We start from the raw sequence: 26,759 nt of genomic DNA, 5'->3' as shown, positions 1-26,759 counted from the left end.
CGGTGAAGGGCGTAACTGCGGGGATTTTGGACTTCCGGTCGCTGTTAAGATTGGATTTCTTCATTTAAACCGCTAGGCAGCGGTGGAAATCCAATCTTAGCTTATGCTTCCGAAGCGAGCTTTCCTATGGAAAGCTTTCAGGCGAACGCTATCGCTCCTACAGTTCCAAAATCCCCTCCGTTACTCCCACCGCCCAGCCTTTGCCTGGTTATTAGTCCTATTGTTCCGGCCGCTTGGTGGTGGCGGCCGCAAGGAGGGCCCGCAGCGCACATTCCAATGTGCAGGCGGGCCTGGATTTTGTAAACCGGTAAACCGCTGCTACACCCGCTGACACTTCGTACAGGGCGGGTGTAACCACAGCCACAACCAAAACTACAACCAAAACTACAACCAAAACTACAACCAAAACTACAACCAAAACACCAACCACTAACCACTTTATCATGGGAAATTAGCCGGAACTGACTGAATGCCAGCAGTTATGTGTTAGCACAGGTCATCACGCGAGCAAATTCCCCGCTGGGATTCCACTTTTACAAGCTGGTTGTACTTTGTACAATAGAAACCCCTATATTTGTTACTGAATCGAATTCTGTTGTATTTCGTGCATTAGATTTCTGCGTTTAGAGTAAAAAACAGCCTATTCTCTAAATTCAATTGTACAAAGTACAATAGATGCTGTTTTTCAGAGGAATTAGCATTATTCTACTGTACAAAGTACAATTGCTAGTATTGTAATCCATCATAGAGTGCTCTCCGGGCTCAGGTTGAGCTGTGCTAAGAGGACAAGCTACATAAACTTCCGCTGCACCTTTTTGCCGTCATAGGTAAAAAGGGCTTTTTTGTCTTCCACAACAGTCTGCAGATGCACGGTGCGGCCCCACAATGAGTAGATATGCGGGAGGGTGTGTTCCAGGTACTTGAGATCCAGCTCGATGCTCTCGTAGCGGTGGGCGATCAGCAATTCGCCGTTGCGCTCATAGTCGGCATCCTGGACAACGAGGTACGGTGAGCCGCCGTTAACCCGGGCCAGCACAAGCTGGTCACGCACATTTTCCCAGGCTTTGTCGGTGATCTTCCATTCCGGGCCTTTTTTCTCGAAGACATAGAGGTCAAGGTCGTTAACCAATTGCTTCGACAGGTAGCTGCGGATAAAAGAAATGTCGGAATCCAGCTCGCGCACCTCGAACATTTTGTCCCGGTCCCAGCGGCGTTCGATATCCTCGAAGATCTTCAGGCCCAGGTAATAAGGGTTCAGGCTCTGGCGTGAAGGCTGCACCACAGATGAGTTGAGCTTGGCGTATTCCACTGTTTCCTCGGCCGTCAGATCCAGCTCGCGCATGATCCGCTGATGCCAGTAGGAAGCCCAGCCTTCGTTCATGATCTTGGTCTCCATCTGCGGCCAGAAATAGAGCATTTCGTCATGCAGCATGGTCATGATGTCGCGCTGCCAGTCCTCGAGGGCGGTGGAATATTGCTGGATGAACCAAACGATGTCCTTTTCCGGCTCCGGAGGGAAGGTTCGTTTGCCTGCAGTTTCCGGCGTTGGCGGGGCGACATCGCTCTTCTCCAGATCCCATAGCTCACTGTAGGCATTTGCAGGACCGGGACCGCCGGGAGGGGAATCCTTGCGCTCCTTCATTTTGGCTTCGAGCAGGTGGGTCTTGCCCAGCTTGCGCGGCTGGATCAGGCTGGGATCGATATGCTCCTGAATTGCCAGCACAGAATCGATGAAGTTCTCCACCGTATCCGTTCCATAGGTGACGGAATAATCGGCGATCCGGTCGGCGGTGGCCGACATGCTCTCGACCATATCCCGGTTGGACATCGAGAAGCGCATATTGTTCTTGAAGAAGTCGCAGTGCGCCAGCACGTGGGCAACAATCAGCTTGTTCTGCACCAGCGTGTTGCCGTCGAGCAGAAAGGCGTAGCAGGGGTTCGAGTTAATGACGAGCTCGTAAATTTTGCTGAGGCCGAAATCGTATTGCGACTTCATTTTATGAAAAGTCTTACCGAAGCTCCAGTGTCCGAACCGGGTGGGCATCCCGTAGGCACCGAAGGTATAAATGATATCCGCAGGACATATCTCATAACGCATCGGATAAAAATCGAGGCCGAAGCCGGTAGCAATCTCCGTAATCTCGGCAATCGCCCGTTCCAGCGCTTTAATCTCATCACCGGGCATGCATCCATCTCTCCTTCCAGCTTGTGAACCGTTCTTCTTATGTATATGGGCGGAGGGGAGGGAGTATGATGGCGGGATGAAGGGGCTTGTTAAGCCAGCCCGATTATAAGAAAAAAAAGCCTAATCCATTAGCGATTACGCTGTGATAGTTGTGCAAATTCCTCTTCGCTGTCACTGTATGTGGAAATTCCTTCATTGCGATCTTTCTGTGCTTGTTGAAGCTGTGACAGAACGGCCTCGTCTTTAAAGATAACTGAAGTCATTCTCTTCTTCTGTTCATCTGTAAACATAGGCTGTTCATCCTTCCTTTCGCTCATTATATCATTAACGGCATCTATTATTTGTTGTGCAATCATTGGGTGGAGGACTTCAGCAGAAGTTATCTCGATGCATGGCTTAGACGTAGTGTTCGAATTTCAACCTTCAACTCATTGTTTGCGGTATGTGAAACCTCCAATTTGCTTTGTCCTTTTATTGTATCAGGATAAAAACCATAAAAAAGGCTCTCCAAAACGATCTATATCGTTCATGGAGAGCCTTTTTGCGTAAGCCTTGCCCAGCCTAAATATTCATTATTCTGCTTCGGTGTAGAATATTTTAAGCAGAATATTCTGCGAATAATTTCCAAAGTGCTCCCCGAATATGGTAAGTCCGCCTTTGTTTGTAGAATTCTCATCAATACCAATCTTCAACTTGATGAAGGGGGAATCTTCGATCTTTAAATGGGCCAGTGTAACCGATGATATTTTCTGACCGTCTATTCCCGTATCTTTTTTGGTGACTCTTAAATGCTTCAAAAGGCCGTACTGGCTAAGTTCATTATCCCACCAGGCTGGTGTTAATTTCCCGCGCACATCTGAAAAATTACCCGGAGCCGTCCAGGTGCCTAAAAAAACATCGTTGATATAAAAAGCGATATCACTGGGCCAATTATTGTTGGAACCAGGAAACTCTGAAGAAAGCTCTAAGGATAACTCTAATAATTCTGCAGTGAAATTTTGGTTGAAATCATTCGGAATCATATATTCAACGAAGCCCTCCGCAAACCAAAGTAATGAAGCATCGATCCGGTCATTGGATACGTAAGCCCGTTGATCATCTAACTTTCCGATTACTTTAGTTTGGCTGGCTAATCCACATGTAGGGGTAACTGAAAAGTTAGAATAGTATCCCAGCTTAATTTCATTAGTGATTACATTAAAAGGAAGATGGAGTTTCTTCGGTAAGTTGATGGCAATATGATCAACAGCAAGAATGAAATTCTTCTTTCTGTTATCGGTAACCCCTAAGTTGTCCTGGAGCTTGATGATCTTGGCGTCCTCCAGTAACCGGATATGGCGTGAAACGATAGCTTTGCTTAAATTTAGCTTTTTGGCGAGCTCACTGACCGTAAGCGGTGTATGTAACAATAGTTTGAGAATGGAAGCTCTTGTGTCAGATGCCAGTGCTTTCAAAACAGAAATACCATTCTCATCGAGTTCTAAGAACATAAGTACCTCCTTACCCGGATCAATCTAGCTTCTATAAAGAACTTGAAAAAATACAGACAGGGAAAAGTGACGGAGGAGAATTTTGGCACTGTAGGAGCGATAGCGTCCGCCTTTGTCCCCGGAGTTCTACCGCTAGGAGCGGTTCAAAATCAAGAAATCTGGGGACAACAGCGGCCGGAGGGCCAAACATTCTTTGGAGTCACGGCAATCCCATAACAGAAAAATACAAGTACAGTCTATATAGACGCTGCCTAACATTATAACATATTGTTAACTTTTTAGTTTACAATAATAGGTCCGGTTGGGCGGTAATTTATTATTGTATACTACAAAGTTGAAAATCACGAATAACGTTGATGCAGGCTTGAAAGAACGCTTTCATCATGATAGTATTTGCTTGCTTGTGAGGAAGGGTTACTGTTGAACTCGCAAGAAAGTTAACTATTATTGTTGCGGGACTAATAGGATAGGAGATGAAGCTAGATGTCACACCGGATGGAATATCCGCGTCCACAGTTAGTTAGAGACGCATGGCTTAACTTAAATGGAGCATGGCAATTTGAATTTGATGACAGGAACGTTGGAGCTGCACAGCGATGGTTTGATCCAAGTGAAAATTTCAGTCAGACCATTCAAGTTCCTTTTGCTTTTCAAACCCCTGCAAGTGGAATACACGACACCTCTTTTCATGACTATGTCTGGTATAAGCGTAATTTCACACTTGAGCCAGGTTGGTATAAGAAGCGTGTTATCTTACATTTTGGAGCGGTAGATTATAGAGCCTGGGTGTATGTGAATGGTCATTATATCGGCATGCACGAGGGAGGACACACCCCATTTTCTTTTGATATTACACATGCATTAACCGGGCAGGAGGAACAGGTGACTGTTCACGTTGAGGACCCTTCACAGGATGAGACTATACCCCGGGGCAAACAGTTCTGGTTAGAGAAGCCGGACAGCATCTGGTATACCCGCACGACAGGGATTTGGCAGACCGTGTGGCTGGAGGCGGTAAACCCTGTTCATATTCATCAGGTGAAGTTCCAGCCCGATGTAGATCAAGGGAGCATTGGAATAGAAGTTAAATCTGAGGGATATGGATCAGAGGAATTAGATGTGGATATTCGTATTTCTTTTCAGGGAGTCCCTGTTATTCAGGATCGAGTACGATTGCTGCAGCCCATAACACGTAGAACGGTAGATCTGTTTGGTTTGAAAATCTTCAGGACAAACTTTCATAACGCCGGCTGGACCTGGACTCCGGAAAATCCTAATCTGTTCGATGTTGAAATGAAGCTGTACGATCATGGGGTTGAGGTGGATTGTATACAATCGTACTTCGGCATGCGGAAAGTTCATACAGAGAATGGTATGGTCTATCTGAATAACAAACCTTATTATCAAAAGCTTGTACTCGACCAAGGTTATTGGCAGGAAGGATTGCTTACTGCGCCAAGTGATGAACACCTGAAGCAAGATATTGAACTAGCCAAAGAATTAGGGTTCAACGGTTGCCGTAAGCATCAAAAGGTAGAGGACCCGCGGTTTTTATACTGGGCAGATCGTATAGGGTTCCTTGTATGGGGAGAATGCGCGGCCAGCCCCTCTTACAATAGTGATGCTGTAGCCCGGTTAACCAAAGAATGGATTGAAATTATTGACCGTGACTTCAATCATCCGTCTATTGTTGCCTGGGTTCCGCTTAACGAGAGTTGGGGAATTCCGATGGTGAAATCGAATAAGCAGCAGCAGTATCACAGCTTAGCCATGTATAGTCTTATTCATTCCTTGGATGATACCCGGTTAGTGATATCGAATGATGGATGGGAAATGACACGAACTGACCTTTGTGCGGTACACAATTATCAGCATGGAAGAGCAGATGAGACCGATAAGTATGAAGAATTCAAGCGGATTCTGTCCACGAAGGAAACGATGCTTGCTTCCAAGCCATCCGCCCGCAGTGTATATGCAGATGGTTATGAGCATCGGGGAGAGCCAATCTTGTTAACTGAATTTGGTGGTATAAGCTATAAGGCTGGCGCTGACGATGGCTGGGGATATACCAGTGCACAATCCTCAGAGGATCTTGTACTGGAATATGCAAGAATCATGAAGGCGGTATACGCTTCTAAGATTATTTATGGTTATTGTTATACGCAGTTGACCGATGTGGAGCAAGAAATTAACGGTCTATTGGCCTATGATCGGACACCCAAATGCGATACGAAGTTAATTAAAGAAATTAATAATCAATGGCATCTGCGAACAATTTAACCGGAACATATTTTAATGACAAGGAGCTTATGCATCCATGACAAATGAAGTATTGCTGCAAAAAATTGGGCTGGTAGTAGATAAGCTGATGAATCTGGGCGGCAGCGACTATGAAAAGGATAAAACCGTGGTTCAGGCCGATACAAGAGTAGGGATTGTGCAACGGGATTTCGGAATTGAAGAATGGGACTGGCCGCAGGGCGTCGGTCTGTATGGTCTGTACAAGCTGCAGAATTATTACGGTGATGACCGCTATATGGAATTTTTGCAGCATTGGTATTCCCGTAATCTGGAGGCCGGACTGCCTTCCAAAAATATTAATACGACAGCTCCTTATCTGGCTCTGGTACTGCTTCTGGATCAGCTTGAGCCTTCCAGCCAGCTGGAGGAGCTATGCCGGGAACATGCGGATTGGCTCCTTCATGAGTTGCCCAAAACCAAAGAAGGAGGCTTTCAGCATACGGTTACTGCCATTGGCAACCGGGATGGAATTCACTTGCACAATGGGCAGCTATGGATAGATACGCTCTTTATGGCGGTTCTGTTTCTGAACCAGGCCGGGCGCAAGTTCAACCGGCCGGAGTGGCAGCATGAAGCTGAACACCAGATTCTGCTCCATATCAAGTATTTGTTCGACAAGCATACCGGCCTGTTCTTCCACGGCTGGAGCTTCGAGCGTAATGATAATTTCGGCAGTATCTTCTGGTGCCGCGGCAATTCCTGGTTCACTTATGGTATCGTCGATTACCTGGAAGCTTGCCAGGATACAATTAGCCCGGGTATCCGGAACTTTCTGGGGGACACGTATAAAGCTCAGGTCAATGCCCTGGTCTCCCTTCAGGCAGCTTCCGGCCTGTGGCATACAGTCCTGCAGGACCCCACCAGCTATGAAGAGGTATCCGGTTCGGCTGCCATTGCCGCAGGTATCCTAAAAGGCATTAAGGCCGGTATTCTGGATTCTTCCTATCAGGCTGTGGCCGATAAGGCTATTCAGTCGGTATGTCACAATATTAGCGGAGATGGAACGGTGCTGAATGTGTCGGCCGGAACCGGGATGGGAATGGATAAGGATCACTACAAGAACATTACCCTCATGCCAATGGCATACGGACAGTCCTTGGTGCTTATTGCCTTGTATGAAGCTGTGAACTACCCCCACCTATAGAGGTGGCGGCTTCTTGGAAACAACCCGGACTTGCTCAAAACGGCGTACATCCGTGAGCAGCGGTCAGATTTATTGCGCGCTTAAGCAAATGGAGGGAGCGACTCTCCTCTCCCTTCGCATCTGCTCAGCGCCCTACCCAAGCGATCCCCGCAGTCCCTGCGGTTCGGGGTCCAGTTAACGCACTCCTGTGCCTTGCAGCAGGCGAAGCCCTTCGGTTCGAATGTTCAAGCTCGCATTGACGTCACGGTCATGGTTGACACCGCAGCTGGGGCAGCTCCATTCCCGGATGTGGAGCGCCTTCTTCCCGCCTGGATGCCCACAAGCCGAGCACAGCTGGCTCGAAGGAAACCAGCGGTCCACCTGTACGACTTGTTTGCCGTACCACGCCGCTTTATAGGTCAGTTTGGATAGAAAGCTTGACCACGAGACGTCATGAAGCGACCGGGCAAGTCTGCGATTCCGAACCAACCCTTTGACATTCAGCGACTCCACACTGATCACATCGTGGTTGTTGACGAGATCCGTGCTGAGTTTGTTCAGAAAGTCATTTCGTTGGTTGGCCACTTTTTCATGCAGCTTGGCGACCAGAATTCGCTGCTTCTGGTAGTTGCGGCTCTCGCTGAGCAGATGTCCGTCCTTCTTCGCCTGCTGCGCCCGGCGCGATAGTTTGCGCTGCGCTTTCGCTAGGGTAGCGGCGGTTTGGGCGAGAACTCTCGGATTCGGTACCTTTGTTCCATCCGAGAAAATTGCAAAATGCGCAAGACCGAGATCAATCCCGATCACCGAACCCGTTTGGGGTTTGGGCGGAATGTCCGTTTCGCACAGCAGGGAGACAAAGTACTTGCCGGATGCGGTGCGGGAGATCGTCGCTGACTTGATCACCCCTTCCGGTTGTCGATGTAGTTTGATACGTACCGGCTTCATTTTGGGCAGCTTCAGATAGCGACCCGCCTGAATTGCAATCGTTCCTTTTTGATTATTCGTGGTGTAGGATTGAACGGGATTTTTGCGGGATTTCCACTTGGGGAAACCAGAGGCGGGCTGCTGGAAAAAGTGGCGGTAGGCGGTATTCAGGTGGAGTTGCGCATTAGCCAGAGCCAAACTATCGACTTCTTTAAGAAAGGGAAATTCATTTTTGTATTGCGCTGGTGTCGGGAACTTGATTTTCTCACCGGTTTCTTGATTCTTTTGGTACGATTCGATACGGTCATGGAGCATGAGATTGTAGACTTTGCGTACGCAACCGAATGTTTTGGCGAATAGTTCCGCCTGCTGTGTTGTGGGTTCCAGGCGATATTTGAATGCTTTGAGCACAATAAGGCCTCCTATGTACGTGGTGCGCCTTCGATTTGCTGTTCAAACCGAAGGCGAGTCCGCAAAATAGAACAAAGTTCCGGCTGGCCAAATCAACTATGGTCGCAATCCACGAACAAATCGGCCAAGACCATTACAGGAACGTACATTCGCTTCCATAGCATAACCGAAATCCCTTTAAAATCCAAGTCCAAACCGTTGTCATTCATCCCGCCACTTTAGAAGTGGGGGAATTCTGACAGCTTTTTGTTAAAATAAACACTGCGTAAGCACATTTTATTCATGTCTTCCTGGACATAAATAGCCTAATCCTTGAGCATTTACGCCAAAGGATTAGGCTATTTTATCTTCTTTACTCAGTTACTCGTAAACCCGCACCTCAATAATCTCCGCATACTGGCTTCCGTTAGTCGCCCCGATCACAACGCGCAGGCGATCAGTTGTTACAGCTTCGGCAAGTGTGTGCACATGCTTGCGCTTGTGATTGTCACTTCCTGCGGCGACTGCCGTCCAGTTGCCGTCCATGTAAGCTTCAATACGATAATCCTTGACGAGCGTTGGCAGGATTTCGTAAGGCGTGATGTGATGATGCAGGTTGATCAGATCCTCATTGACATCATCATTGAAGGTGATATGCACCTCACGGATGGAGGCAGGTGCGCTCCAAGAAAGCTCAAGCCATTCCGGGCGGCCGGAGTTCATTTGATCAGAGGACCATAGATGTGGGCCTCCGTAAGGACGGAGGTATCCGTCCGTTGCTTTGTCAGCGGCAAAGGCTTGGGTTGGCCCAGACAGGCGGATACACGGTGCGGTGTGGTCGAATTTCTTTTTGTCCCAGAGGACTACTGGCTGAGCGGGCTGATTCTGGAAATCCAAGGATACTACCGGTGTGTTGCTATGCCCATAGGCGAGTATCCCCGAAGTCGGCTGATCTGCCATATGCAGGGAGATTGCCGCATTAGCCTTGATGATCAGAAAAGCATTGCGCGGCGTCTCCGGCTGCCAGCGCAGGTCAAGCTTCACCCATTGCTGCGTCCCGGAGTTGACAGAAGCCGATGCGGATTGCAGGTGCGCATACGGAACATAATTCTCGGGCCGGCCGGTCTCCCATAGCTGAACGGTCAGCTCTGCTGCTTCGCTCGCATCGATCAGCAGCTCAATTCCGTCAATCAGAGGATCAACCGGAAGGGTGATGCCGATGTCAGTCGTAAGAGGGACACTGAATGCCGGATGCTCTACTGCGAACCGGCTCCGTTCGCTGGAGGCACTGACGGCTGCCTGGAGCGCCAGATCGGATTCGTCTTCATTGCGCAGGCCGAGAACGGATGCATCCTGGCGCAGCATGGTCTGCTGCAGGTCTTGCAGGTGGTTCGCATGCAATTCACGCGGCGTAATTCCCCTGGCCGCGCAGAGTGCAGCGCCGGTGCCGGCAGCTTCGCCGATGACCGCGCAGGTAGCCATAACCCGTGTCGTCCCGAACGCGACATGCGATGCGCTGATGTCGCGGCCGGCCATCAGCAGGTTGTTCACATTCACTGAATACAGTGAACGGAACGGAATGTGGTAGCTGCCGTCGGAATACATATGCTTCGAGCCTGATTCGGTAGCATACACACCCTGCGGCGGGTGCAGATCGATCGACCAGCCGCCGAAGCCAATGCGGTCTGCGAATTCACGCTGCGCAAGGATATCGTTCTGGTTCAAGATATAATCGCCTACGAAGCGGCGGTATTCCCGTTTGCCCGGAAGGGAGCCGACCCATTCCAGCGTCATATTCCCGGCATCGAATTTACCGGAATTCTTAATATAGTCCCAAATCCCGTAAATGATGGACCATAGCTCGTCGCGGATGGCCTCGTTATCATGAACGGTATCCTGTTCGCCGCCGAACTCAATCCACCAGTATGCGCAGCCATTGTCGCCGCTGCGGATGATGCGGTTCTCGGTGATTGACGTTTGTGTAATATCGATGGCCATAGCCGGAGCTATATATTTGACCGGATGACCGGCATCCTTGGTATAGAAGAGCAGGGTGCTGCCAAGAGTGATATCATCTGCAACCAGCGGTGCCCATTCTTCGCCCAATTCATCGCGCGCTTCGCGGCCCATCCGGAATTCTGCACCAGCCAGGAAGCCGACCAGCCCGTCTCCGGTGCAGTCCAGATAGACCGGGCTCTCAAAACGGATGCTCCGCTCTGATCCCATCATCCATCCGGTAACCGACCGGATCTGCCGCCCGCCGTCCGCTTCCTCATCGGCCTCGGCTTCATGCACATCCGTGTTCAGAAACAGCTGGATATTCGGTTCAGCCTGCACGGCCTCAAGCACAACCATATCCCATAAATATGGATTACCGTCCTTGTTGCGGTACTGGTTCTCTACAAACAGCTCCCCCATTATCCCCGTCTCCCGGGCATACCGGTGAATGCCGTGTGAGGTGGCGCCGCACACCCATACCCGCACCTCACTGCTGGAGTTGCCGCCAAGCACTGGACGGTTGTTGACCAATGCGACCGTCTGCCCCAGACGTGCGGCTGCAATCGCCGCACATACTCCTGCCAGACCGCCGCCTACAACGGTTACATCCGTTTTGACCGTTTCTTTCCGCATGGTTGAATCTCTCCCCTGAGTTATGATAATATATCCGTAATTTCATAATAAATCACCTGTATATCAAATAACATGCATATAATTTCCTTTGATATATACTTTATTTCATTTCGTTTACTGGTTGGAGGGAGAGCAGTGCATGCGAATTAATTGGTCAGTTCATCCAGTAGCCTATACGTATTGGGAGAAGAAGGAACAGTTCCTGCTGGAGTATGACACGTATCCTGTGTGGACGATATTTGCGGTGGAACAAGGGGAATTCGCCTACCGGTTCGGAGATCATGAGGGAGAAGCCGGATGGGGGGATATCATCGTATGTCCGCCGGGTACGGCCTTTTACCGGAGAACGGTGACAACTTTAACCTTTCATTTCATCCAGTTCGAATGGGAGGAGAAGCCGGGGCTTGAAGAAGCAGCTGCAACGCTAGGCGGAAGGTGGACGGTCAGGGATGTGGAGCGTCTGCTGTCGACTTACCGTTATATGAGGAACATCGGAAGAAGCATTCAGGAGGAGCCGGGCTTTGGACGAATGAAGCATATGCTGGAGGATTTGTGGAGACTCCTTGATATCGAGCGCAGCTTTGCGGCGGAGGAAGAGCAATCCGAAGGGGAGAGTTCCGATCAGGACATGCAGAAGGCAAGGCAATGGTTGCTTGAGCATGCCTGCACCCCTATGAAGATGCAGGAGCTGGCGGCCGCGCTTAGTATCACACCGGTGCAGTTAACACGGCGGTTCCGGGCAGCTTATCAGGCGACACCTTCAGAATTTGTGACCGGAATCAGGCTCCAAAAAGCCTGCCTGCTGCTTGAAGATTCCACACAGTCCATTGAAATCATCGCCCAGCAGTGCGGTTATGAGAATGGCTTCTACCTGAGCCGCGTGTTCAGCGCGAAGCTTGGTTTAACCCCATCCAGATACCGCAAGCTGCACCGGCTATAATAATTCACCAAACAAACGCGCCTCTCCTAATAAGGAGGGCGCGCTGCCGGTAAGTTCATATGAAGGCTGTCATCGTCACACCGCTGTGCAGCTGCGGCTGAATTCTATTGCTGCTTCGCATACCATTCAGAGAACTGCTTCTGGTATTCGGCGATGTACTTGTCGATACCGGCTGCTTTTAACCGCTCAAGTGCCTTAGGGAAAGCAGAATCATAATCACTGAAGCCGCTGCCGATCGGGGCCAGGTATTCGGTGAATACGCCGTTCAGCTTGGTTTCTTCATTCTTGACCGGGGTATTGTCGAAGTTGAAGCCCGCACCCTTGGAGATAATTGCTCCGTCATCCCATGCTTTGTAATCGGCAATGAAATCATCCGGTACGGTGTTGTCAAAGCGCATGAAGTTTTTGTTCATCAGCAGCCAATCGGGAATCAGTGAATCGGTGTTAATTTTCGTCAGACGGCCGTTAGCATCCAGCGTATAATCGGTGCCTTCAATACCATAGGCGAACAGGTCGTACAGCTCCTGGTTTTTTTGCAGCAGGTTGAAGAACATGACATAACGCTCAGGGTCCTTGGCCGCGGCAGAGACGAAGAAGGCGGTGCTGTAGGTGCCTCTGCTGATTTTTGGACGGCCGGTGCCCAGGAAATAATTGACCAGCTTGGCTTCAGGCACTGCCTGCGAGATGGTAGCTGCGCCTTCGAACGGACGTGCTGCGGTTCCTGCCCAGAACATTGCTTTGCCGGAGTTCCAGTCAGACTGCAGCTGAGGCACATTCGTTGCGGCGTATTTCGGAATGATCCCTTTCTCGTACCAGCCGTGCATCAGACCGGCATAGGTCTTGAATTCTGGTGATTCGAACCAGCTGATAATCTGATCATCCTTGGCCGACTCATCGAGGGCGATGAAATCATTTTGCCAGTACAGATTCTTGTCGGTGAAGTCATATTGCAGCATTCTGCGGGCGTCCGTGTTGGCATATCCGATCAGCTCGGGATGTTGCGCATGGACTTTATCATAGAATTGCTCAAGCTCTGCAAGGGAGGAGACCTGTGTCATTCCTGCTTCCTCCAGCAGATCCTGCCGGACAAGCACACTGTAAAATTCAGCGGAATTCGGCTTGTTGCCTACAGGTACCGCATATTGTTTCCCGTCTAGCTGGAAGGCACGGAAGGATGCCTCGTCCACTGCCGCACTCAAATCCGCTGCTGCTGCAGAGATATAGGGAGTGAGGTCGGTGTAGAGCCCTTTGGCGACAGATTTCACCATATAGTTGGCATCCGTATAGGTCGCGAAATCTTCGCCGGTCGACAGCATCAGGTCCGTTTTGCCGCCGCCGTATTCCGTCCAGGGCAGGAACTGAAATTCAACCTCGGCATTGATTTCTTTTTTGATCACATCATAGAACTCCGTCTTGGCCAGCTCCTTCATCCGGTTCGACTCGTCCCCGTACAGCACGATCTTCAGCTTGGCCGGCGCCAGAGCCGTGCCTTCAGTCCCGCTGCCCGCCGCCGTTGCCGGTGTTGTGCCTCCATTGCTGTTGTCCGTATTACCAGGGTTAGCGCTTTCATTATTGCCCTGCGAACAACCGCTTACCAGGAATACAGTTGCCAGGAGCAAACTTAACCAGCCTTTTTCTTTGTCATGATGAACACCCTCCTGAATTAGAATTAATCTGTGAGGCTTATATTGCCAAGGCGGTGCTCCCGTAAGCTTATTGTACAACATGTCGGAGCATGGGAGCACACACCTGATGCAACCAATATTAGGTCAGCGTTTCTGGCGGATCAGCCTTTCACCGACCCCACGATAATACCTTTAACGAAGAATCCCTGGAGAAAAGGATACAAAATAGCGATCGGCAAAACGGTCAGACAGGTCATCGCCATCTTCGCGGTCTCCAGCGGCGGGGCAATAATTGCGCCGCCCACCTGTGCGGCATTGCCGGAGGCCAGGAACTGAATGTTCGCCATCATGTTGTACATCAGGTATTGGATCGTATAGAGATCCTGATTGTTAACCAGCATCAGCGGCAGGTAGAAGTCATTCCAGAACTGGAGCGCGTAGAACAGCGAGATCGTCACCAGCCCGACCCGACCGAGCGGAATCATAATACTGAAGAAAATCCGCAGATGACCGGCACCGTCAATTTGCGCCGACTCGACAATCTCATGCGGGATACTGCGGAAGTAATTGGCCATCAGGAACATAAGGAACACACTCAGCACATAGGGAATGAACAGGCCGAGCAGCGTATCACCAAGATGATAGTATTTGGTGCTCAGCAGATACCAGGGCAGTGTGCCGCCGCTGAACAGCATCGTGAAGTAGGCAAAGAAGGCAAAAAAGTTCTTCAGCCGGAAATTCCGGACGGAGATGACGTAGGCATAAGCGGTAGTCACCAGTACAGCGGTCAGCGTGCCCAGTACTGTTACGACCAGCGACATGGAGTAGGCCCGCAGAATCTGCTCTGCTTTGGAGCCAAACAAGAATTGATAGGTTTCGAACGTGAACCCCCGGGGCCAGAAGGAATAGCCCTCCGCAGCAATTCTCGACTCTGTAGATAGAGAACCGGATACCGCCAGCACGAACGGCACCAGACAAATGACCGAGAATACCGCAATACAGACATAGAAGAAAATAACCAGCCCTTTGTTTTCAGTAGTTTGCATCGTATCGGTCTCCTAGAATAGTTTGCTGTCTTTGTCATACCAGCCGGCCAGCTTGTTGGCTACCAGCACCAGAATGAATCCAAAGACGGATTGATAGAGCGTAATGGCGGAAGCGAAGCCGAACTCACCGGAACGGATGGCCGTGCGGTACACATAGACATCGATAATATCGGTAGTGGGCAGCAGCAGCGGATTGAGGAACGTTACGCCCATGATCATACTCAGATCGCCCTTCAGCATGCCTCCGATTCCGAGCAGCGTCATCAGGATGATTGAAGGAATCAGCATGGGTATCGTGATTTTGGTGATAATCTGCCAGCGGGAGGCACCGTCGATCCGGGCCGCTTCATAATAGGAGGTGTCCACTCCCTGCAGCACCGCATAGTAGATGATCGCGCCGTAGCCGGCACTTTTCCAGATATTCGCGAGCACCAGGATCACTACGAACAGCCACGGGCTCGAATACCAGTCCATTTGCGACAGGCCAAGCGATTGCAGCAGCTGGTTGAGAATCCCTTTGTCATAGTCGAGCAGGGAGAACAGGATGGCTCCGATAATGATCCAGGAGATGAAGTACGGGAAGAACATGACACTCTGGGTGATTTTGATAAACCACTTGCTGCGCAGCTCATTCAATATAATGGCGATAGCCACCGAGAAAAAAGTGCCGGTCAGCATGTACAGCGCATTCAGCATAACTGTGTTGCGGGTCGCCCGCAGGGCATCCTCCATACTGGAGAAGAAAAACTCGAAGTTGGAAAAGCCCGCCCACGGGCTGCCGAAAATTCCGTCGTTAAAGTTGTAGTTCTTGAAGACGAGAATCAGTCCGCTCATCGGCAGGTACGCAAATAAAATCAGAATGATGATGCCCGGCAGGGCCAGCAGATACAGCGAGCTGTCCTTCCTCAGGGATTTGCGGAAGCGCCTGGCGCTGGCAGTCCGTGTTCCCGGAATAAGCGGCTCCATTGTGCCGGGTGTTGCCTCTTGCGTCATATACAGTCCACTCCTTTATGCTAGCGTTATCATTTCATCCCGTGATTCAGGAGAACGCTTTACAAGGCAAATCATAATCCGGCGCAGAATGTAAACGCTATCATAATAAACGGGAAAAAGTTAAAAAATCCGGAATGAGCGGGCTTAAAAAAACAGAAAAAGCAGAAGTTTTCTGAATTGGGATGGTTAAATGCCTGATAAAAGCGGGGAAATAGGGATGTGAAAGGGGGAGTGCCTTGTATGGAGATAAATACAACATCAGAGCTAAAGAGGTAAGTTCGTTCAATGCAGCAATTTAGGTATCCAGAGTTCCAACATAAAATTCAGAGATAGTTGTATTCTGTACAATTAAAACCAGCGAAAAGGTAGGCTAGCATCGTATAACTGTATTCTGTACAACTAAATCGGCCCAAACGGGAGAAACTATCAACAAGTGCCAGTTTTAATTGTACGAAATACAACTATACTGAGATTTGGCGGGGAATCAGACGATTTAGTTGTACAAAGTGCAGTTAAGTCTAATGCATACAGGTAGCTGGTTACTTTAAACCACAAACCCAAACCGCAAACCGCAAACCGCAAACCGCAAACCGCAAACCGCAAACCGCAAACCACTAACCGCAAACCGCAAACCGCAAACCACAAACCACAAACCCAAACCACAAACTGCAAACCACAAACCGCAAACCCTCACTAGGCAATTTGCCAATGTGGTTTTCATTAATTTATATCTGACGTTATAGTAGAGGCGAAGCTGTGGAGAATGAAATGGTGGATTGAAAAGTTAAGTGATAGACTTGAGGAAGAAAGCATGAGGCGGACGCGAAAATCCTGCATAAAATACAACATTTTCCTCAAAATCTCGGCTGTAAATCAAAATTGTTGTATAAAATGTAGGCGTGTTGATTTCCCAAAAAAAGGGACGAAAAAGGCCGCCATTTCGGGTAATGGTAAGTACGACCAAACCAAACCGAAATGAGGCGACCTCATGAATAAATATACCCCATTTTTAGCCGTTTTCAAACAAGTATTAACACCGGAAGAAGTCCAAATGGTGACTGGACAAACCAAGGACTACGTAGATAGTGGAACCAAAATGACCGTCGGGTTGCTACTCGATTACTTTGTCCAAGCCTGCTACCACAAATGGGACGGCTTCCGGCAAAGTGCCCGCTTAGGCCCAAACTTTGACTTGCCTGAGATTCATTACTCCACCCTTTCCGGCAAGGCCGGTGAAGTCCCTTACGAAATCTTCAAACGTATCTTTCAACTGCTCGTCAAGAAATGTAACCGACAAACCCGGCGGCATCTGAATCTTCCTAAAGATCTTCTGCTGATTGACTCGACGACGGTCACGGCGGCGAATTCCCGAATGCCTTGGGCCTCGTACAAAAAATTTAGAGGGGGCATTAAGCTGCATGTCGCTCTTTCGCAAGGTCAGCGTTTACCCGTGAACGTGGAGGAATCGATTGCGAAGCGCAATGACGCTCCGTTTGGAGAAGTTTTGGCAGATACGGACTACATTTTGGTACAGGATCGGGCGTATGGAAAAATTAGCAGATTGGATCAATATGTGCTCCAGGGCCAGTCGTTTGTGATTCGACTCAAAGACAATCTCCATTTGGTGAAGCCGAGAAACCTCCAGCGACCCGCAGAGGGAGAAACGAAAATTGTTCGTGATATGACTTGTTATATCGGTCAAGGGAAGTGCCAATCCGCTCAGCGCCACCGGGTCGTAGAATTTGAAAATGACCGGGGGAAGTCGTACGGGTCGTGACCGATTTGAGAAAAGAGTCCGCTCATGTAATCGCCGAAATCTACAAGGCACGCTGGGAAATTGAAGTCTTTTTCCGCTGGATTAAACAGCATCTGAACGTGCCATGTCTATTTGGAACCACCGAAAATGCAGTATACAGCCAATTGTTTGTGGCCCTTGCTGTCTATGTGCTTCTGAGACGCGTTTATGATGAAATCCACTCCAACGTGCCTGCCTTTGCTCAACTGACCCTTTGGGAATTTATGCAGCATTGGCGTATATTTAGTCTTCCGCTGGAGTGGCAGGTTCAACTGAGTCTACTCAGGAACAAGAGCATTTTGGGAATTATATTCATTCCATAATATGGGGAATCAACACGCCTGTATAAAATGCAGCATTTCTCCTCCTCCTGGCGGTTTAGCAGGACAATTGTTGTATTTCATACAACAATCTGCCCCAACACCCGGGTATATAGGTCGCCGAGTTGTAATATGTACAACATTTAAGTCTTTACAGACCTGTACCGTGTAAAAGGTATGAGAGTTAGTTAGGATAAGCCGACAGATTTGGGCAAAATCCACAACGTTCATAGGGAAATATTCCTTTTCCGCATAGAAAAAGATAAATAATTTCAATTGTTTTAAATTGAAGGGAGATAAAATAATGAGAGGTCGTGTGCATACAGAGTATCGGCGTTTAGGGGTTTTTGCTGTAGAGACTGAAGACCATGATTTCTCCATAATAGAGGTTCGGAGCGGGCTCCCATCCTTAGGTGACGAACTGGTTGGCGAGCTTAATTCACTTGGTGAAAAGCAGCTGTACAATGATACAACTCTAGAAAAATTGGATGTGTCTATTAAATCTATACATTTACTCCGTGATGATGTGAAGAGAGCTATTATAGATGCTGTAAGAGGGAAGTAGGAAGAAGACTCACATAACTGAAGTGTTTGTAATAGAAAATTTGATCAAGAACGCAGCTTTGGATCTGGCTAAGAATGATTTGGAGTTTGGATAAGAAGATTATGTTGCAAACGGAGAATTTCCAATAGGTGATGAATATATGAAGAGGATGACCCAATCTCAGGAAGTCCTCTGTTAGTTGGTGTTCACTTAAAGAAGACGGCCTCGGATGATATTGAAGATTTTAACTTAAATTACCCGGGAATAGTGAAGCAGTTTATAGTGTATGGTCTGGAAAATGGGTGGAGGGGATCAAACAGAATTGAGTTCAGTGATGGGTTAGAAATACTCGAGGATATGGGGTATGACGTGTTATGGCTTAAAGCTGGACCTAGTCCGCAATAATTAATGAGTACTCTTACGCAGGAGGGCACTAGGATCGTCGGACATGCAGAGGTAACACAAATTTTCAATGAACTGTTGATAAAATCAGATTGATTCGGTGAGCAATTATCATAAAGAGGTGAGGATGATTAAAAAATCGGAAATTGAATTTAAAATGCGTCTAAGGGATGGTTACCCGGGACCCATACGTTTTGCGGATTTTATAGTTGACGGACAATCCTTATATGATAGTTATGCTAAGCATTATGACTTTGTATCATGTTTAGGGTGGGGCAGTGAGGATTTTCAGCAAAAACACATTTCAAGGTTGATATTATTGAGTCAGCCAGATTTCCCCAATGGAAAGAATTCAATATATATATGCCCTGCATGTGCTGATCTGGGGTGTGGGGCAGTATATTCATTTATTGAAATGAATAAAGACATTGTAACTTGGACTTTCATTGACGGCAGAGAACAGTTAATGAATAACTCAAAAACGTTTCACTTTGATAAACAAGATTATATTAAACAAATTAATAGTACATATGGATTAGGCGGGTTTAAATTCCCTTGGGGAGAGTAGACCTTATTCACAAGGAGTAAAAAACTTAGCTCAACAACCAGCGGCAGCCCAGGACTTCATCCGTCCTTGGCTGCCGCTGGTTGCATTTTTCCCTATCCGTCCCTGTCCGTTCCCCTCCAGCCCCCGCTACTCCTGCTGCTGCAGAATATGATTCATTCGCCATTTGGACGGTGTGACGCCATAACGCTTTTTGAACTGGGTTGTAAAATAAGTGCTGCTGTTATATCCGACCCGTCCGGCAATCTCGCGGATATCGAGCGTAAGATCCGTGACCAGCAGCAGCTCTGCCTGCTCCAGCCGCAGCTGATTGACGAAATCCGGGAAGCTGCTGTCCACCTCTTCGGCAATCAGCCTGCTGAGGTAGGCAGGGCTGACCGACAGCTTCTCGGCCAGCGCATTAAGCGACAGGGCGGGGTCGTTATAATGCTCCCTAATATAAGCGGCAGCCTCAGCGGCAATGCTTCGGGTCTGTACCGCACTCATGCTGGCAATCCGGCCCACGGCTGCGCTGCAGCTGTGTTCAATCCACTCGCGCAGCTTGTCATAGCTCTGAATCTGCCACACCTGCTGATAATCATCCAGAAAGCCGGAATGGCGGTTGCCCCCGCTGCTGAGATCTGCCGTACGGTTCAGCTCAAAGGCAAGCCTTGATACAGCAACGGTAGCAGACTCTGCACGGTAGCTGCAGGCTACCGCCAGCAGTCTTTCCACAGCCTGAGGGATGTGGCTGGCCAGCTCCGGCTGTTTTACCGCCTGCAGTACCGGCTCCAGCGCACTGTCTGGTACCGGGCTGCTGTTCAGATGGACGGTATCGTCGGCGAATATGATATTCTGCTGTGCATGAAATTTAAGATATTGCATGCAGTCTGCTGCTTCAGCGTATTTGGACTTCAGCAGGCCCAGATCACTTTCCAGCCCGCTGATACCGAACGCGCAGCGGCCGCCGGACTTAAGGCACATTGCAGCGAGTTCCTCCCATTTACTGCGGTAATGGGCATAATCCCCGAAGCTTCCGCTATAGAGCTCACTCAGAATAAGGACGGCCGACCCTTGATGGGGGCGGAAGATTTGAACCTCGGCCAGCTCCGAGAATGCAGTTTGAATCCGGTGAATGACTTCCTGGACAGGTTCCGGAGCATCCCCGGTCTGTCCCGGTTCCAGCACGGCCAGTACACAGACACAATAAGCACCTTCCGTTGCGCCGATGCCCATCATCGGGAGGCCGCCGGAAGGGTCCGCCGCACCGCGCGGGGAGAGCAGCCAGCGCATCAGGGCACTGCCGTCGCTCTCCTTCTTGAGCTGTGCCAGCTTCACACCTATAGATTCCAGCTCCAGATTCACGGTATCCAGGTCACTGCCGGCCTTCAAGGCTTCTTCATTGCCGGAGATATTAGAGATACTGCCAAACAGCCTGCCGATCGGCTTATAGATCCGCCGAGAGATCAGGTTGGCGGTTACAGCAGCAGCCAGTATCAGAGCCAGGCAGAGACCCATCATCAGGTTACGTGCATTCGCAAGCTCACGGATGCTGTCTGTATAGTACATCTCGGATACAAACCACAGCTTATCTTGCGCGGAATATACATAAGTAATCAGCTGCTTGTCTCCGTTGCCCTTATAAACGAAGGAGCCTCTCTCAGAGGTGGAGGCAGCGACCTGCTTCAGCATCTCCGGGTGTAAGGTGCTGCCGGAGAGTGTGCTGTGCATGAGAATTTCGCCATTCCGGTCAATGACGGCGTAACGTGTAGTTCCGCCTTCTTTTTGAGTGAACAGATTGTTCTGGAGCTTGGCGAGATTGACGGTCAGCGCAACTGCGCCGTAATATTCACTGTCTGCAAAGGCCCGGTCGTTATAGAAGACAGTCAGCAGGGTGACCGGCGTACCGTTGTTCTGGGTGGTCTTCCACACAAAGGGAGATTCAATAATACGGCTGCTCCGCATCCTCCGGGCCAGCTCCAGCTTGGCTTCCGGGCTGAGCGGCATGTTCTCATAGATGACAGCAGGTTCCTTCTCCCCGAAGATATAGGCGTTCTCCAGATACTGGTTAACGACCAGCGCACCGCGAATCTGGCTTAAGACACTGTAGAGCTGGTCACTCCAGTCCGTCTCTCCGCTCCGCATCAGGGCACTGATGTTCGGGTTGGCATAGAAGTCCATCGTATAGTTCTGAACAATTTCCTTATAGTTCGTGAATACGGTTTCAGTATTTAGCAGCACATTCTGGTTAGCCTTGTCGACATTATCAATCGATATGTTCCGGTACCAGTAGAAGATCACCATAGCCAGTACCAGAATGCAGCAGACAGAGATCAGGGTCAGGCTCATAAAAAAGCGGGTATACAGTTTCTTTCTCTTTCCCAAGATGATCGCCCCTTTATGTAAATCCTACTACACCTATTCTAGTGGGACAAGCTATTCATTGACAAGAAGGGAGATAGACCCAAATAGCATGAAAGTATAAAAAACGGGAAAAAGAGCATAGAAAGAGCAAGAAAGTTAAACTTATACGAACTATAATTGGTTATGCTTACATTTTGCTCGTTTGAAGGAGGATTTCTGTATTGAGAACTTTCCGCAATCCGGTGCTGCCGGGCTTTTACCCTGACCCTTCCGCTATCCGCGTAGGTGAGGACTATTATCTTGTCACGTCCAGTTTTGAATTTTTCCCCGGTGTTCCTATCTTCCACAGCAAGGACCTGGTGAACTGGCGCCAGCTTGGCCATGTGCTCGACCGTCCGTCCCAGCTTAATCTGGACCACACGATTCCGTCGATGGGCATTTGGGCCCCTACCATCCGTTATCATCAAGGTCTCTTCTATATGATTACAACCTACGTGGACAATAATAAGGATCAGCATAATTTCTATGTGACTTCCGCCGATCCGGCCGGAGACTGGTCAGATCCGGTCTGGCTGGAGGATGCACCGGGTATCGATTCCTCCCTGTTCTTCGATGAAGACGGCAAGGTATATTACACCGGCAACCGTGTTCCTCCCGAAGGCCAGGATTATCCGAAGCATATGGACATTTGGCTGCAGGAGATTGACCTGGAGCAAGGCAAGCTGATAGGTCCGAAGCTCAGCATCTGGCAAGGTGCCCTTAAGGTGGGGCATGCGCAGGAGGGACCCCATGTCTACAAAATCGGCGGCTGGTATTATGTGCTGATTGCCGAAGGCGGCACCGGCCATACCCACGCTATCACGATTGCCAGAAGCCGGAACGTGACCGGCCCTTATGAAGGCCATAAAGCGAATCCTATTCTGACCCACCGCCATCTCGGCAGAGAATATAAGGTCGTGAATGTCGGCCATGGCGAACTGGTGGAGACGCAGCATGGAGACTGGTGGATGTTCTGTCTTGCTTCCCGGACCTGCGGCGGCTATTACCGCAACCTCGGGCGTGAAACGTTCCTGACCCCGGTGAAATGGGAGAATGAATGGCCTGTAGTGAATCCGGGCAAAGGCGTGCTGGAGCTGGAAGCGGCAGCGCCTGATCTGCCGGAAACGAAGTGGCCGCAGCTGCCTGCGCGTGATGATTTCGACGCAGCCGGACTCAGCCTCATCTGGAACTTCCTGCGGACACCGCGCGGGGAATTCTGGAGCCTCACCGAACGCCCGGGACATCTGCGGCTGCGGCTCAAGCCGGAGCAGCTGACAGAGATCAGCAATCCGTCTTTCATTGGAAGACGCCAGCAGCACTTAAGCTTCAGAGCGGCAGCTGAAATGGTCTTCAAGCCGGGGGCACCAGGCGAAACCGCCGGACTTGTCCTGATCCAGAATGCGGACAACCACTTCCGCTATGAATTGAAGCTGGAGGACGGGAAGCAGGTGCTGCAGCTGATTGTGCGCAGCAGAGGGGACGAGCGGCTGCTGGCATCCTCGCCTTATCCGCAGGACAAGGTGCAGCTTAAGGCAGAGGCCAGAGGACAGGACTACAGCTTCTATTATAGAGCTGACGAATTCGGCTCATGGACGGCATTACATGAACGGGCTGACGGAAGAGTACTCAGCACGGACTTGGCCGGCGGATTCACAGGGGCGTACATTGGCATGTATGCCAGTTCTCAGGGGGCGCCAAGCACCAATTATGCCGATTTCGACTGGTTCAGCTATGAAGAAATTGAATAGACGGGAAGGAAGAAGCCTATGAACAGCCTACAGGATTCCAATCATTATCCTGTACCTGAACTGCCGCGGATTCCGGAGCGGACGTTCAGGATTACAGATTATGGCGCAGCAGGCGGAGAGCTGCTGCGCACTGCTGCCATACAGGATACGCTTGATGCCTGCGCTGCTGCAGGAGGCGGAACGGTCATCATCCCGCCGGGAATATGGCGTACGGGACCGCTGACGCTGCACAGCCGGATTAATCTGCATGCCGAGCGCGGGGCACTCGTATGTTTCGAGCCGGACTTCGCGCTGTATCCGCTGCTCTTCTCCCATTATGAGGGGAATGCCGGCTGGCGCTGTCAAGCTCAGCTGGATGGGGAAGCTCTCAGTGATGTAGCCATTACCGGCGAAGGGATATTCGATGGAAGCGGCGAGGCCTGGCGCCCGGTGAAACGCTTCAAGATGACGGAACTCCAGTGGCAGAGCCTGATTGCCTCCGGGGGAGTAGTGGATGAGGAGAATGAGATTTGGTGGCCTTCTGGAGAAGCATTGGAGGGAGAGGCCTACTACCGGCGGCTGCTGGAGGAAGGGCAGACTGAAATGGAAGCTTATCTGTCTGCCCGGGCCTATCTGCGTCCTGCACTGCTAAGCCTGCGGAACTGCCGGCGGGTACTGCTGGAGGGAGCCACCTTCCAGAATTCTCCTGCCTGGTGTCTTCATCCTATGGGCTGTGAGCAGGTTACCGTCAGGCACATTCAGGTGCGTAATCCATGGTACTCACAGAATGGGGACGGGCTGGATCTGGAGTCCTGCACACATGCCCTGGTGGAGCATTGCCGGTTTGATGTAGGGGATGATGCCATCTGCCTGAAGTCGGGCAAAGACGAGGAAGGACGCAGAGCAGGGATGCCCTGCCAGTATATTACCATCCGGCATTGTACGGTATATCACGGACATGGCGGAGTGGTGATCGGCAGTGAAATGTCGGGCGGAGTGCATGCGGTCAGAGTCAGCGATTGCCTGTTCATCGGCACGGACATCGGGCTGCGCTTCAAAAGCGCCAGGGGAAGAGGCGGCGTAGTAGAGGATATCCGGATGGAGAATATCCGGATGACAGGCATTATCCATGAGGCGGCTTCTTTCCATATGTTCTATGCGGGAGTTGAGGGCTCTGAAGGCTACGATGAGCAGTCCTTCCCCGTTACGGAGGAGACTCCGCAGTTCCGGAATATCACACTCCGGAATATCACCTGCCATGGTGCGGCAACTGCGCTGCTGGTGAACGGATTGCCCGAGATGCCGCTTGCAGAGCTGACGGTGGAGAATTTCAGCGCCGTAAGCAAGCGGGGAATGGTTCTGCGGTACGCCAGCAATCTGAAGCTGGACCGGATCCGGCTGAGGACAGAGGAAGCACAGCCCGTGAAGATGCATAAATGCAGCCATGTAGAGCTCATCCGGTCCGGAGAGCTCCTGATCACAGAGAGCTCAGGCTGATGTCCGGGAGAGGCGCGCTATTCTTCAATTATTCCTTCAGACTTGGACGACGCCCGCGACCTGGATGCCTTGCGGTATTGGAGCGGAGTCAGCCCGGTTGATCTTTTGAAAGTCTTATTGAAGTGGGACAGATGCTCGAAGCCGACAGTGGAGGCGATCTCCTGAATCTTGGCGGAGGTTCCGGCCAGCAGGCGCTGGGCTTCACGGACTCTGACATGGACAATGTATTCACGGAAATGAAACCCGGTCAGGCGGTGAAACACGCGGCTCAGGTAAGAAGGACTGATGAAGAAGTGTCCGGCAGTCTCTTCCAGCGTAAGCGCTTCGCGGTGATGGCTCCGGATGTACGTGGCGACATCGGTTACCAGATGATGCAGCGGGTGCTTCGTTCCCCCGGCCTGTGTCGTACTGTCCGAGCGCTGGAGCAGAATCATCAGCTCGGTGAATATCGCCACGATGGAGGCTTCATACAAAGGCCGCTGGATACGTGCTTCCTCCAGGATACGGCTTAGCAGCGTCTCCGCCTCATTCTGTTCGCGCAGGGTCAGCCTGAACAGACGGTAGCGGTGATTCTGAAACCACAAGGCTTCACCTTGCAGCACAAGGGGCAGCAGATCAGGATCGTAATTGATCAGAATCCGTTCGAATTCGGCCATTTCGGAGCTTGCGGTAGCATGCAGCTCCCGGCCGGGAATCAGAATCAGCTCGCCCTTGTGAACCGTAACGACCCGGTCATCCACAAAGTATACGCGCTCACCTTCTGTCAGATAGTACAGCTCGGTGAGTTCATGGCTGTGGGGGCGCGGCATCGCCGTGATGCCTTTGCGCTTCATATGCTGAATGCTGAACCGTCCTTCTTCTATATGATATTTCGGATTAGGGCTAGTCACACTGGTCATAAATCTCCTCTTCTCATCTGAACCGTTACGGTTATTATAGAATAAATAGAGGTCGCCATGAAAGGAGCCGCACATGTTAATTACAGTATCGAAGAGTCCCGGGGAAGGATACAGCAGTCTGCAGGAGGCGCTGGATTCCATTCCGCCGCAGCAGAAGCAGGCCGTAACCATCCGGATCAAGCCCGGCATTTATGAGGAAAAGATTACAATCGTCCGCGAAGCCCCGCCCATTCTGCTGCTGGGGGAGGACCCGCATTCCACCGTAATCTCCTGGAATGATAATGCCCACACTCTGGGAGCGGACGGTGAACCGCTCGGTACCTTCCGCAGCGGCACCCTGAATGTGTTCGCGGAAGGCTTCACAGCCGAGAATCTGACCATCCGGAACGCTTCCGGTCCGGGGACCGGACAGGCGGTGGCAGCTTTCGTTGATGCCGGACAGGCGGTGTTCCGGCGCGTTCGTCTGCTGGGTGACCAGGATACACTCTATACGGGGCAGGGAAAGCAATATTACAACGACTGCTACATTGAAGGCGATGTCGATTATATTTTCGGAGCCGCCACAGCTTTGTTTGAGGGCTGCCATCTGCACAATAAGCGGTCCAGAGGTTACATTACAGCCGCTTCAACACCGGAGGAAGCAACATTCGGCTATGTGTTCCTGAATTGCCGGATTACCGGCGGCGAAGGGGTCAGTGAGGTGTATCTCGGGCGTCCTTGGCGGCCTTATGCGCATGTAGCTTTCATCCGCACGGTTATGGACGGTTCGGTGACCGGCGAAGGCTGGCATAATTGGGGGCAGCCGGACAGGGAGCAGACCAGCCGTTACGAAGAATACGGCAGCAGCGGGGCCGGAGCCTGTCCGGAGAGCCGTGCTGTGTGGTCGCGCCAGTTAACAGCAGAGGAAGCTGCGGAGTACCGGGTTCTGACCGTACTGGACGGCTGGCATCCTGAAGGATATTAAGAACCAGGAGGAACCC

Annotated in this window: 20 protein-coding genes; 10 read left to right on the top strand and 10 right to left on the bottom strand. The window is 50.5% G+C overall.

Annotated elements, in window-relative coordinates; genetic code table 11:
- Window positions 1–790 precede the first annotated feature (790 nt).
- The 3 genes from NSQ73_RS22495 to NSQ73_RS22485 form a co-directional block, all read right to left on the bottom strand.
- Entirely contained in the window at window positions 791–2,185 is a 1,395-nt protein-coding gene (locus tag NSQ73_RS22495; RefSeq protein WP_340988253.1) for a SpoVR family protein, read from the bottom strand.
- 128 nt (window positions 2,186–2,313) lie between these two features.
- Window positions 2,314–2,475, bottom strand: a complete 162-nt coding sequence (locus NSQ73_RS22490) for a hypothetical protein (protein ID WP_340988252.1) — start codon at window positions 2,473–2,475, stop codon at window positions 2,314–2,316.
- A gap of 282 nt (window positions 2,476–2,757) precedes the next feature.
- Window positions 2,758–3,675: an ArsR/SmtB family transcription factor gene (locus NSQ73_RS22485; RefSeq protein ID WP_340988251.1), complete on the bottom strand. Its 918-nt coding sequence runs from the start codon at window positions 3,673–3,675 to the stop codon at window positions 2,758–2,760.
- Window positions 3,676–4,158: 483 nt separating this feature from the next.
- Here NSQ73_RS22485 and NSQ73_RS22480 point away from each other — a divergent pair, with 483 nt between their 5' ends.
- Window positions 4,159–5,955, top strand: a complete 1,797-nt coding sequence (locus NSQ73_RS22480) for a glycoside hydrolase family 2 protein (RefSeq protein WP_340988250.1) — start codon at window positions 4,159–4,161, stop codon at window positions 5,953–5,955.
- A 37-nt stretch (window positions 5,956–5,992) separates the two neighbouring features.
- Window positions 5,993–7,120 (top strand): glycoside hydrolase family 88/105 protein, encoded by a 1,128-nt coding sequence (locus NSQ73_RS22475; protein ID WP_340988249.1) that lies wholly within the window; start codon window positions 5,993–5,995, stop codon window positions 7,118–7,120.
- Window positions 7,121–7,294: 174 nt separating this feature from the next.
- On the opposite strand, the gene tnpB is transcribed toward NSQ73_RS22475, so the two are convergent.
- On the bottom strand, window positions 7,295–8,434 hold the full coding sequence (tnpB, locus tag NSQ73_RS22470; protein WP_340988248.1) for an IS200/IS605 family element RNA-guided endonuclease TnpB: 1,140 nt from the start codon (window positions 8,432–8,434) through the stop codon (window positions 7,295–7,297).
- Window positions 8,435–8,794: 360 nt separating this feature from the next.
- On the bottom strand, window positions 8,795–11,044 hold the full coding sequence (locus NSQ73_RS22465) for an FAD-dependent oxidoreductase (RefSeq protein ID WP_340988247.1): 2,250 nt from the start codon (window positions 11,042–11,044) through the stop codon (window positions 8,795–8,797).
- A gap of 139 nt (window positions 11,045–11,183) precedes the next feature.
- Between NSQ73_RS22465 and NSQ73_RS22460 the strand changes: the two genes are divergently transcribed.
- Window positions 11,184–11,984 (top strand): AraC family transcriptional regulator, encoded by an 801-nt coding sequence (locus NSQ73_RS22460; RefSeq protein ID WP_340988246.1) that lies wholly within the window; start codon window positions 11,184–11,186, stop codon window positions 11,982–11,984.
- A 104-nt stretch (window positions 11,985–12,088) separates the two neighbouring features.
- On the opposite strand, the gene NSQ73_RS22455 is transcribed toward NSQ73_RS22460, so the two are convergent.
- The 3 genes from NSQ73_RS22455 to NSQ73_RS22445 form a co-directional block, all read right to left on the bottom strand.
- Window positions 12,089–13,603, bottom strand: coding sequence for an ABC transporter substrate-binding protein (locus NSQ73_RS22455; protein WP_340988245.1), 1,515 nt, complete (start codon window positions 13,601–13,603; stop codon window positions 12,089–12,091).
- Window positions 13,604–13,770: 167 nt separating this feature from the next.
- Window positions 13,771–14,655 (bottom strand): carbohydrate ABC transporter permease, encoded by an 885-nt coding sequence (locus NSQ73_RS22450; protein WP_039304534.1) that lies wholly within the window; start codon window positions 14,653–14,655, stop codon window positions 13,771–13,773.
- A gap of 12 nt (window positions 14,656–14,667) precedes the next feature.
- On the bottom strand, window positions 14,668–15,648 hold the full coding sequence (locus NSQ73_RS22445; protein WP_171718946.1) for an ABC transporter permease: 981 nt from the start codon (window positions 15,646–15,648) through the stop codon (window positions 14,668–14,670).
- 988 nt (window positions 15,649–16,636) lie between these two features.
- Between NSQ73_RS22445 and NSQ73_RS22440 the strand changes: the two genes are divergently transcribed.
- The 4 genes from NSQ73_RS22440 (at window position 16,637) to NSQ73_RS22425 (ending at window position 19,277) form a co-directional block, all read left to right on the top strand.
- Window positions 16,637–17,425, top strand: coding sequence for a transposase (locus tag NSQ73_RS22440; RefSeq protein WP_340985386.1), 789 nt, complete (start codon window positions 16,637–16,639; stop codon window positions 17,423–17,425).
- On the top strand, window positions 17,422–17,766 hold the full coding sequence (locus NSQ73_RS22435) for a transposase (protein WP_340985387.1): 345 nt from the start codon (window positions 17,422–17,424) through the stop codon (window positions 17,764–17,766). Before NSQ73_RS22440 ends, NSQ73_RS22435 begins: the two co-directional genes overlap by 4 nt.
- A gap of 301 nt (window positions 17,767–18,067) precedes the next feature.
- Entirely contained in the window at window positions 18,068–18,328 is a 261-nt protein-coding gene (locus tag NSQ73_RS22430; protein ID WP_340988244.1) for a hypothetical protein, read from the top strand.
- Window positions 18,329–18,836: 508 nt separating this feature from the next.
- On the top strand, window positions 18,837–19,277 hold the full coding sequence (locus NSQ73_RS22425) for a hypothetical protein (RefSeq protein WP_340988243.1): 441 nt from the start codon (window positions 18,837–18,839) through the stop codon (window positions 19,275–19,277).
- Between the two features lie 126 nt (window positions 19,278–19,403).
- Here NSQ73_RS22425 and NSQ73_RS22420 read toward each other — a convergent pair whose 3' ends face one another.
- Entirely contained in the window at window positions 19,404–21,638 is a 2,235-nt protein-coding gene (locus NSQ73_RS22420) for an AraC family transcriptional regulator (RefSeq protein ID WP_340988242.1), read from the bottom strand.
- A 200-nt stretch (window positions 21,639–21,838) separates the two neighbouring features.
- On the opposite strand from NSQ73_RS22420, the gene NSQ73_RS22415 reads away from it, so the two are divergent.
- Window positions 21,839–23,404, top strand: a complete 1,566-nt coding sequence (locus tag NSQ73_RS22415) for a glycoside hydrolase family 43 protein (protein ID WP_340988241.1) — start codon at window positions 21,839–21,841, stop codon at window positions 23,402–23,404.
- A gap of 18 nt (window positions 23,405–23,422) precedes the next feature.
- Window positions 23,423–24,880 (top strand): glycoside hydrolase family 28 protein, encoded by a 1,458-nt coding sequence (locus tag NSQ73_RS22410; protein ID WP_340988240.1) that lies wholly within the window; start codon window positions 23,423–23,425, stop codon window positions 24,878–24,880.
- Window positions 24,881–24,897: 17 nt separating this feature from the next.
- Here NSQ73_RS22410 and NSQ73_RS22405 read toward each other — a convergent pair whose 3' ends face one another.
- Complete coding sequence (locus NSQ73_RS22405; RefSeq protein WP_340988239.1) at window positions 24,898–25,779, bottom strand: helix-turn-helix transcriptional regulator; 882 nt, start codon at window positions 25,777–25,779, stop codon at window positions 24,898–24,900.
- 73 nt (window positions 25,780–25,852) lie between these two features.
- Here NSQ73_RS22405 and NSQ73_RS22400 point away from each other — a divergent pair, with 73 nt between their 5' ends.
- On the top strand, window positions 25,853–26,743 hold the full coding sequence (locus NSQ73_RS22400; RefSeq protein ID WP_340988238.1) for a pectinesterase family protein: 891 nt from the start codon (window positions 25,853–25,855) through the stop codon (window positions 26,741–26,743).
- Window positions 26,744–26,759: the final 16 nt, after the last annotated feature.

Origin of the sequence: Paenibacillus sp. FSL R10-2736 (assembly GCF_038000245.1) — a bacterium.
GTDB lineage: Bacteria > Bacillota > Bacilli > Paenibacillales > Paenibacillaceae > Paenibacillus_AQ > Paenibacillus_AQ phytohabitans.
Note: the sequence above shows the minus strand (reverse complement) of the source record. Positions and strands in the feature narration are given on the sequence as shown.

Excerpts from the sequence above, each read along its gene's own strand:
- NSQ73_RS22495 (WP_340988253.1), bottom strand. The coding sequence starts at position 2,185 with ATGCCCGGTGATGAGATTAAAGCGCTGGAACGGGCGATTGCCGAGATT.
- NSQ73_RS22490 (WP_340988252.1), bottom strand. The coding sequence starts at position 2,475 with ATGTTTACAGATGAACAGAAGAAGAGAATGACTTCAGTTATCTTTAAA.
- NSQ73_RS22485 (WP_340988251.1), bottom strand. The coding sequence starts at position 3,675 with ATGTTCTTAGAACTCGATGAGAATGGTATTTCTGTTTTGAAAGCACTG.
- NSQ73_RS22480 (WP_340988250.1), top strand. The coding sequence starts at position 4,159 with ATGTCACACCGGATGGAATATCCGCGTCCACAGTTAGTTAGAGACGCA.
- NSQ73_RS22475 (WP_340988249.1), top strand. The coding sequence starts at position 5,993 with ATGACAAATGAAGTATTGCTGCAAAAAATTGGGCTGGTAGTAGATAAG.
- NSQ73_RS22465 (WP_340988247.1), bottom strand. The coding sequence starts at position 11,044 with ATGCGGAAAGAAACGGTCAAAACGGATGTAACCGTTGTAGGCGGCGGT.
- NSQ73_RS22460 (WP_340988246.1), top strand. The coding sequence starts at position 11,184 with ATGCGAATTAATTGGTCAGTTCATCCAGTAGCCTATACGTATTGGGAG.
- NSQ73_RS22450 (WP_039304534.1), bottom strand. The coding sequence starts at position 14,655 with ATGCAAACTACTGAAAACAAAGGGCTGGTTATTTTCTTCTATGTCTGT.
- NSQ73_RS22445 (WP_171718946.1), bottom strand. The coding sequence starts at position 15,648 with ATGACGCAAGAGGCAACACCCGGCACAATGGAGCCGCTTATTCCGGGA.
- NSQ73_RS22440 (WP_340985386.1), top strand. The coding sequence starts at position 16,637 with ATGAATAAATATACCCCATTTTTAGCCGTTTTCAAACAAGTATTAACA.
- NSQ73_RS22430 (WP_340988244.1), top strand. The coding sequence starts at position 18,068 with ATGAGAGGTCGTGTGCATACAGAGTATCGGCGTTTAGGGGTTTTTGCT.
- NSQ73_RS22425 (WP_340988243.1), top strand. The coding sequence starts at position 18,837 with ATGATTAAAAAATCGGAAATTGAATTTAAAATGCGTCTAAGGGATGGT.
- NSQ73_RS22410 (WP_340988240.1), top strand. The coding sequence starts at position 23,423 with ATGAACAGCCTACAGGATTCCAATCATTATCCTGTACCTGAACTGCCG.
- NSQ73_RS22405 (WP_340988239.1), bottom strand. The coding sequence starts at position 25,779 with ATGACCAGTGTGACTAGCCCTAATCCGAAATATCATATAGAAGAAGGA.
- NSQ73_RS22400 (WP_340988238.1), top strand. The coding sequence starts at position 25,853 with ATGTTAATTACAGTATCGAAGAGTCCCGGGGAAGGATACAGCAGTCTG.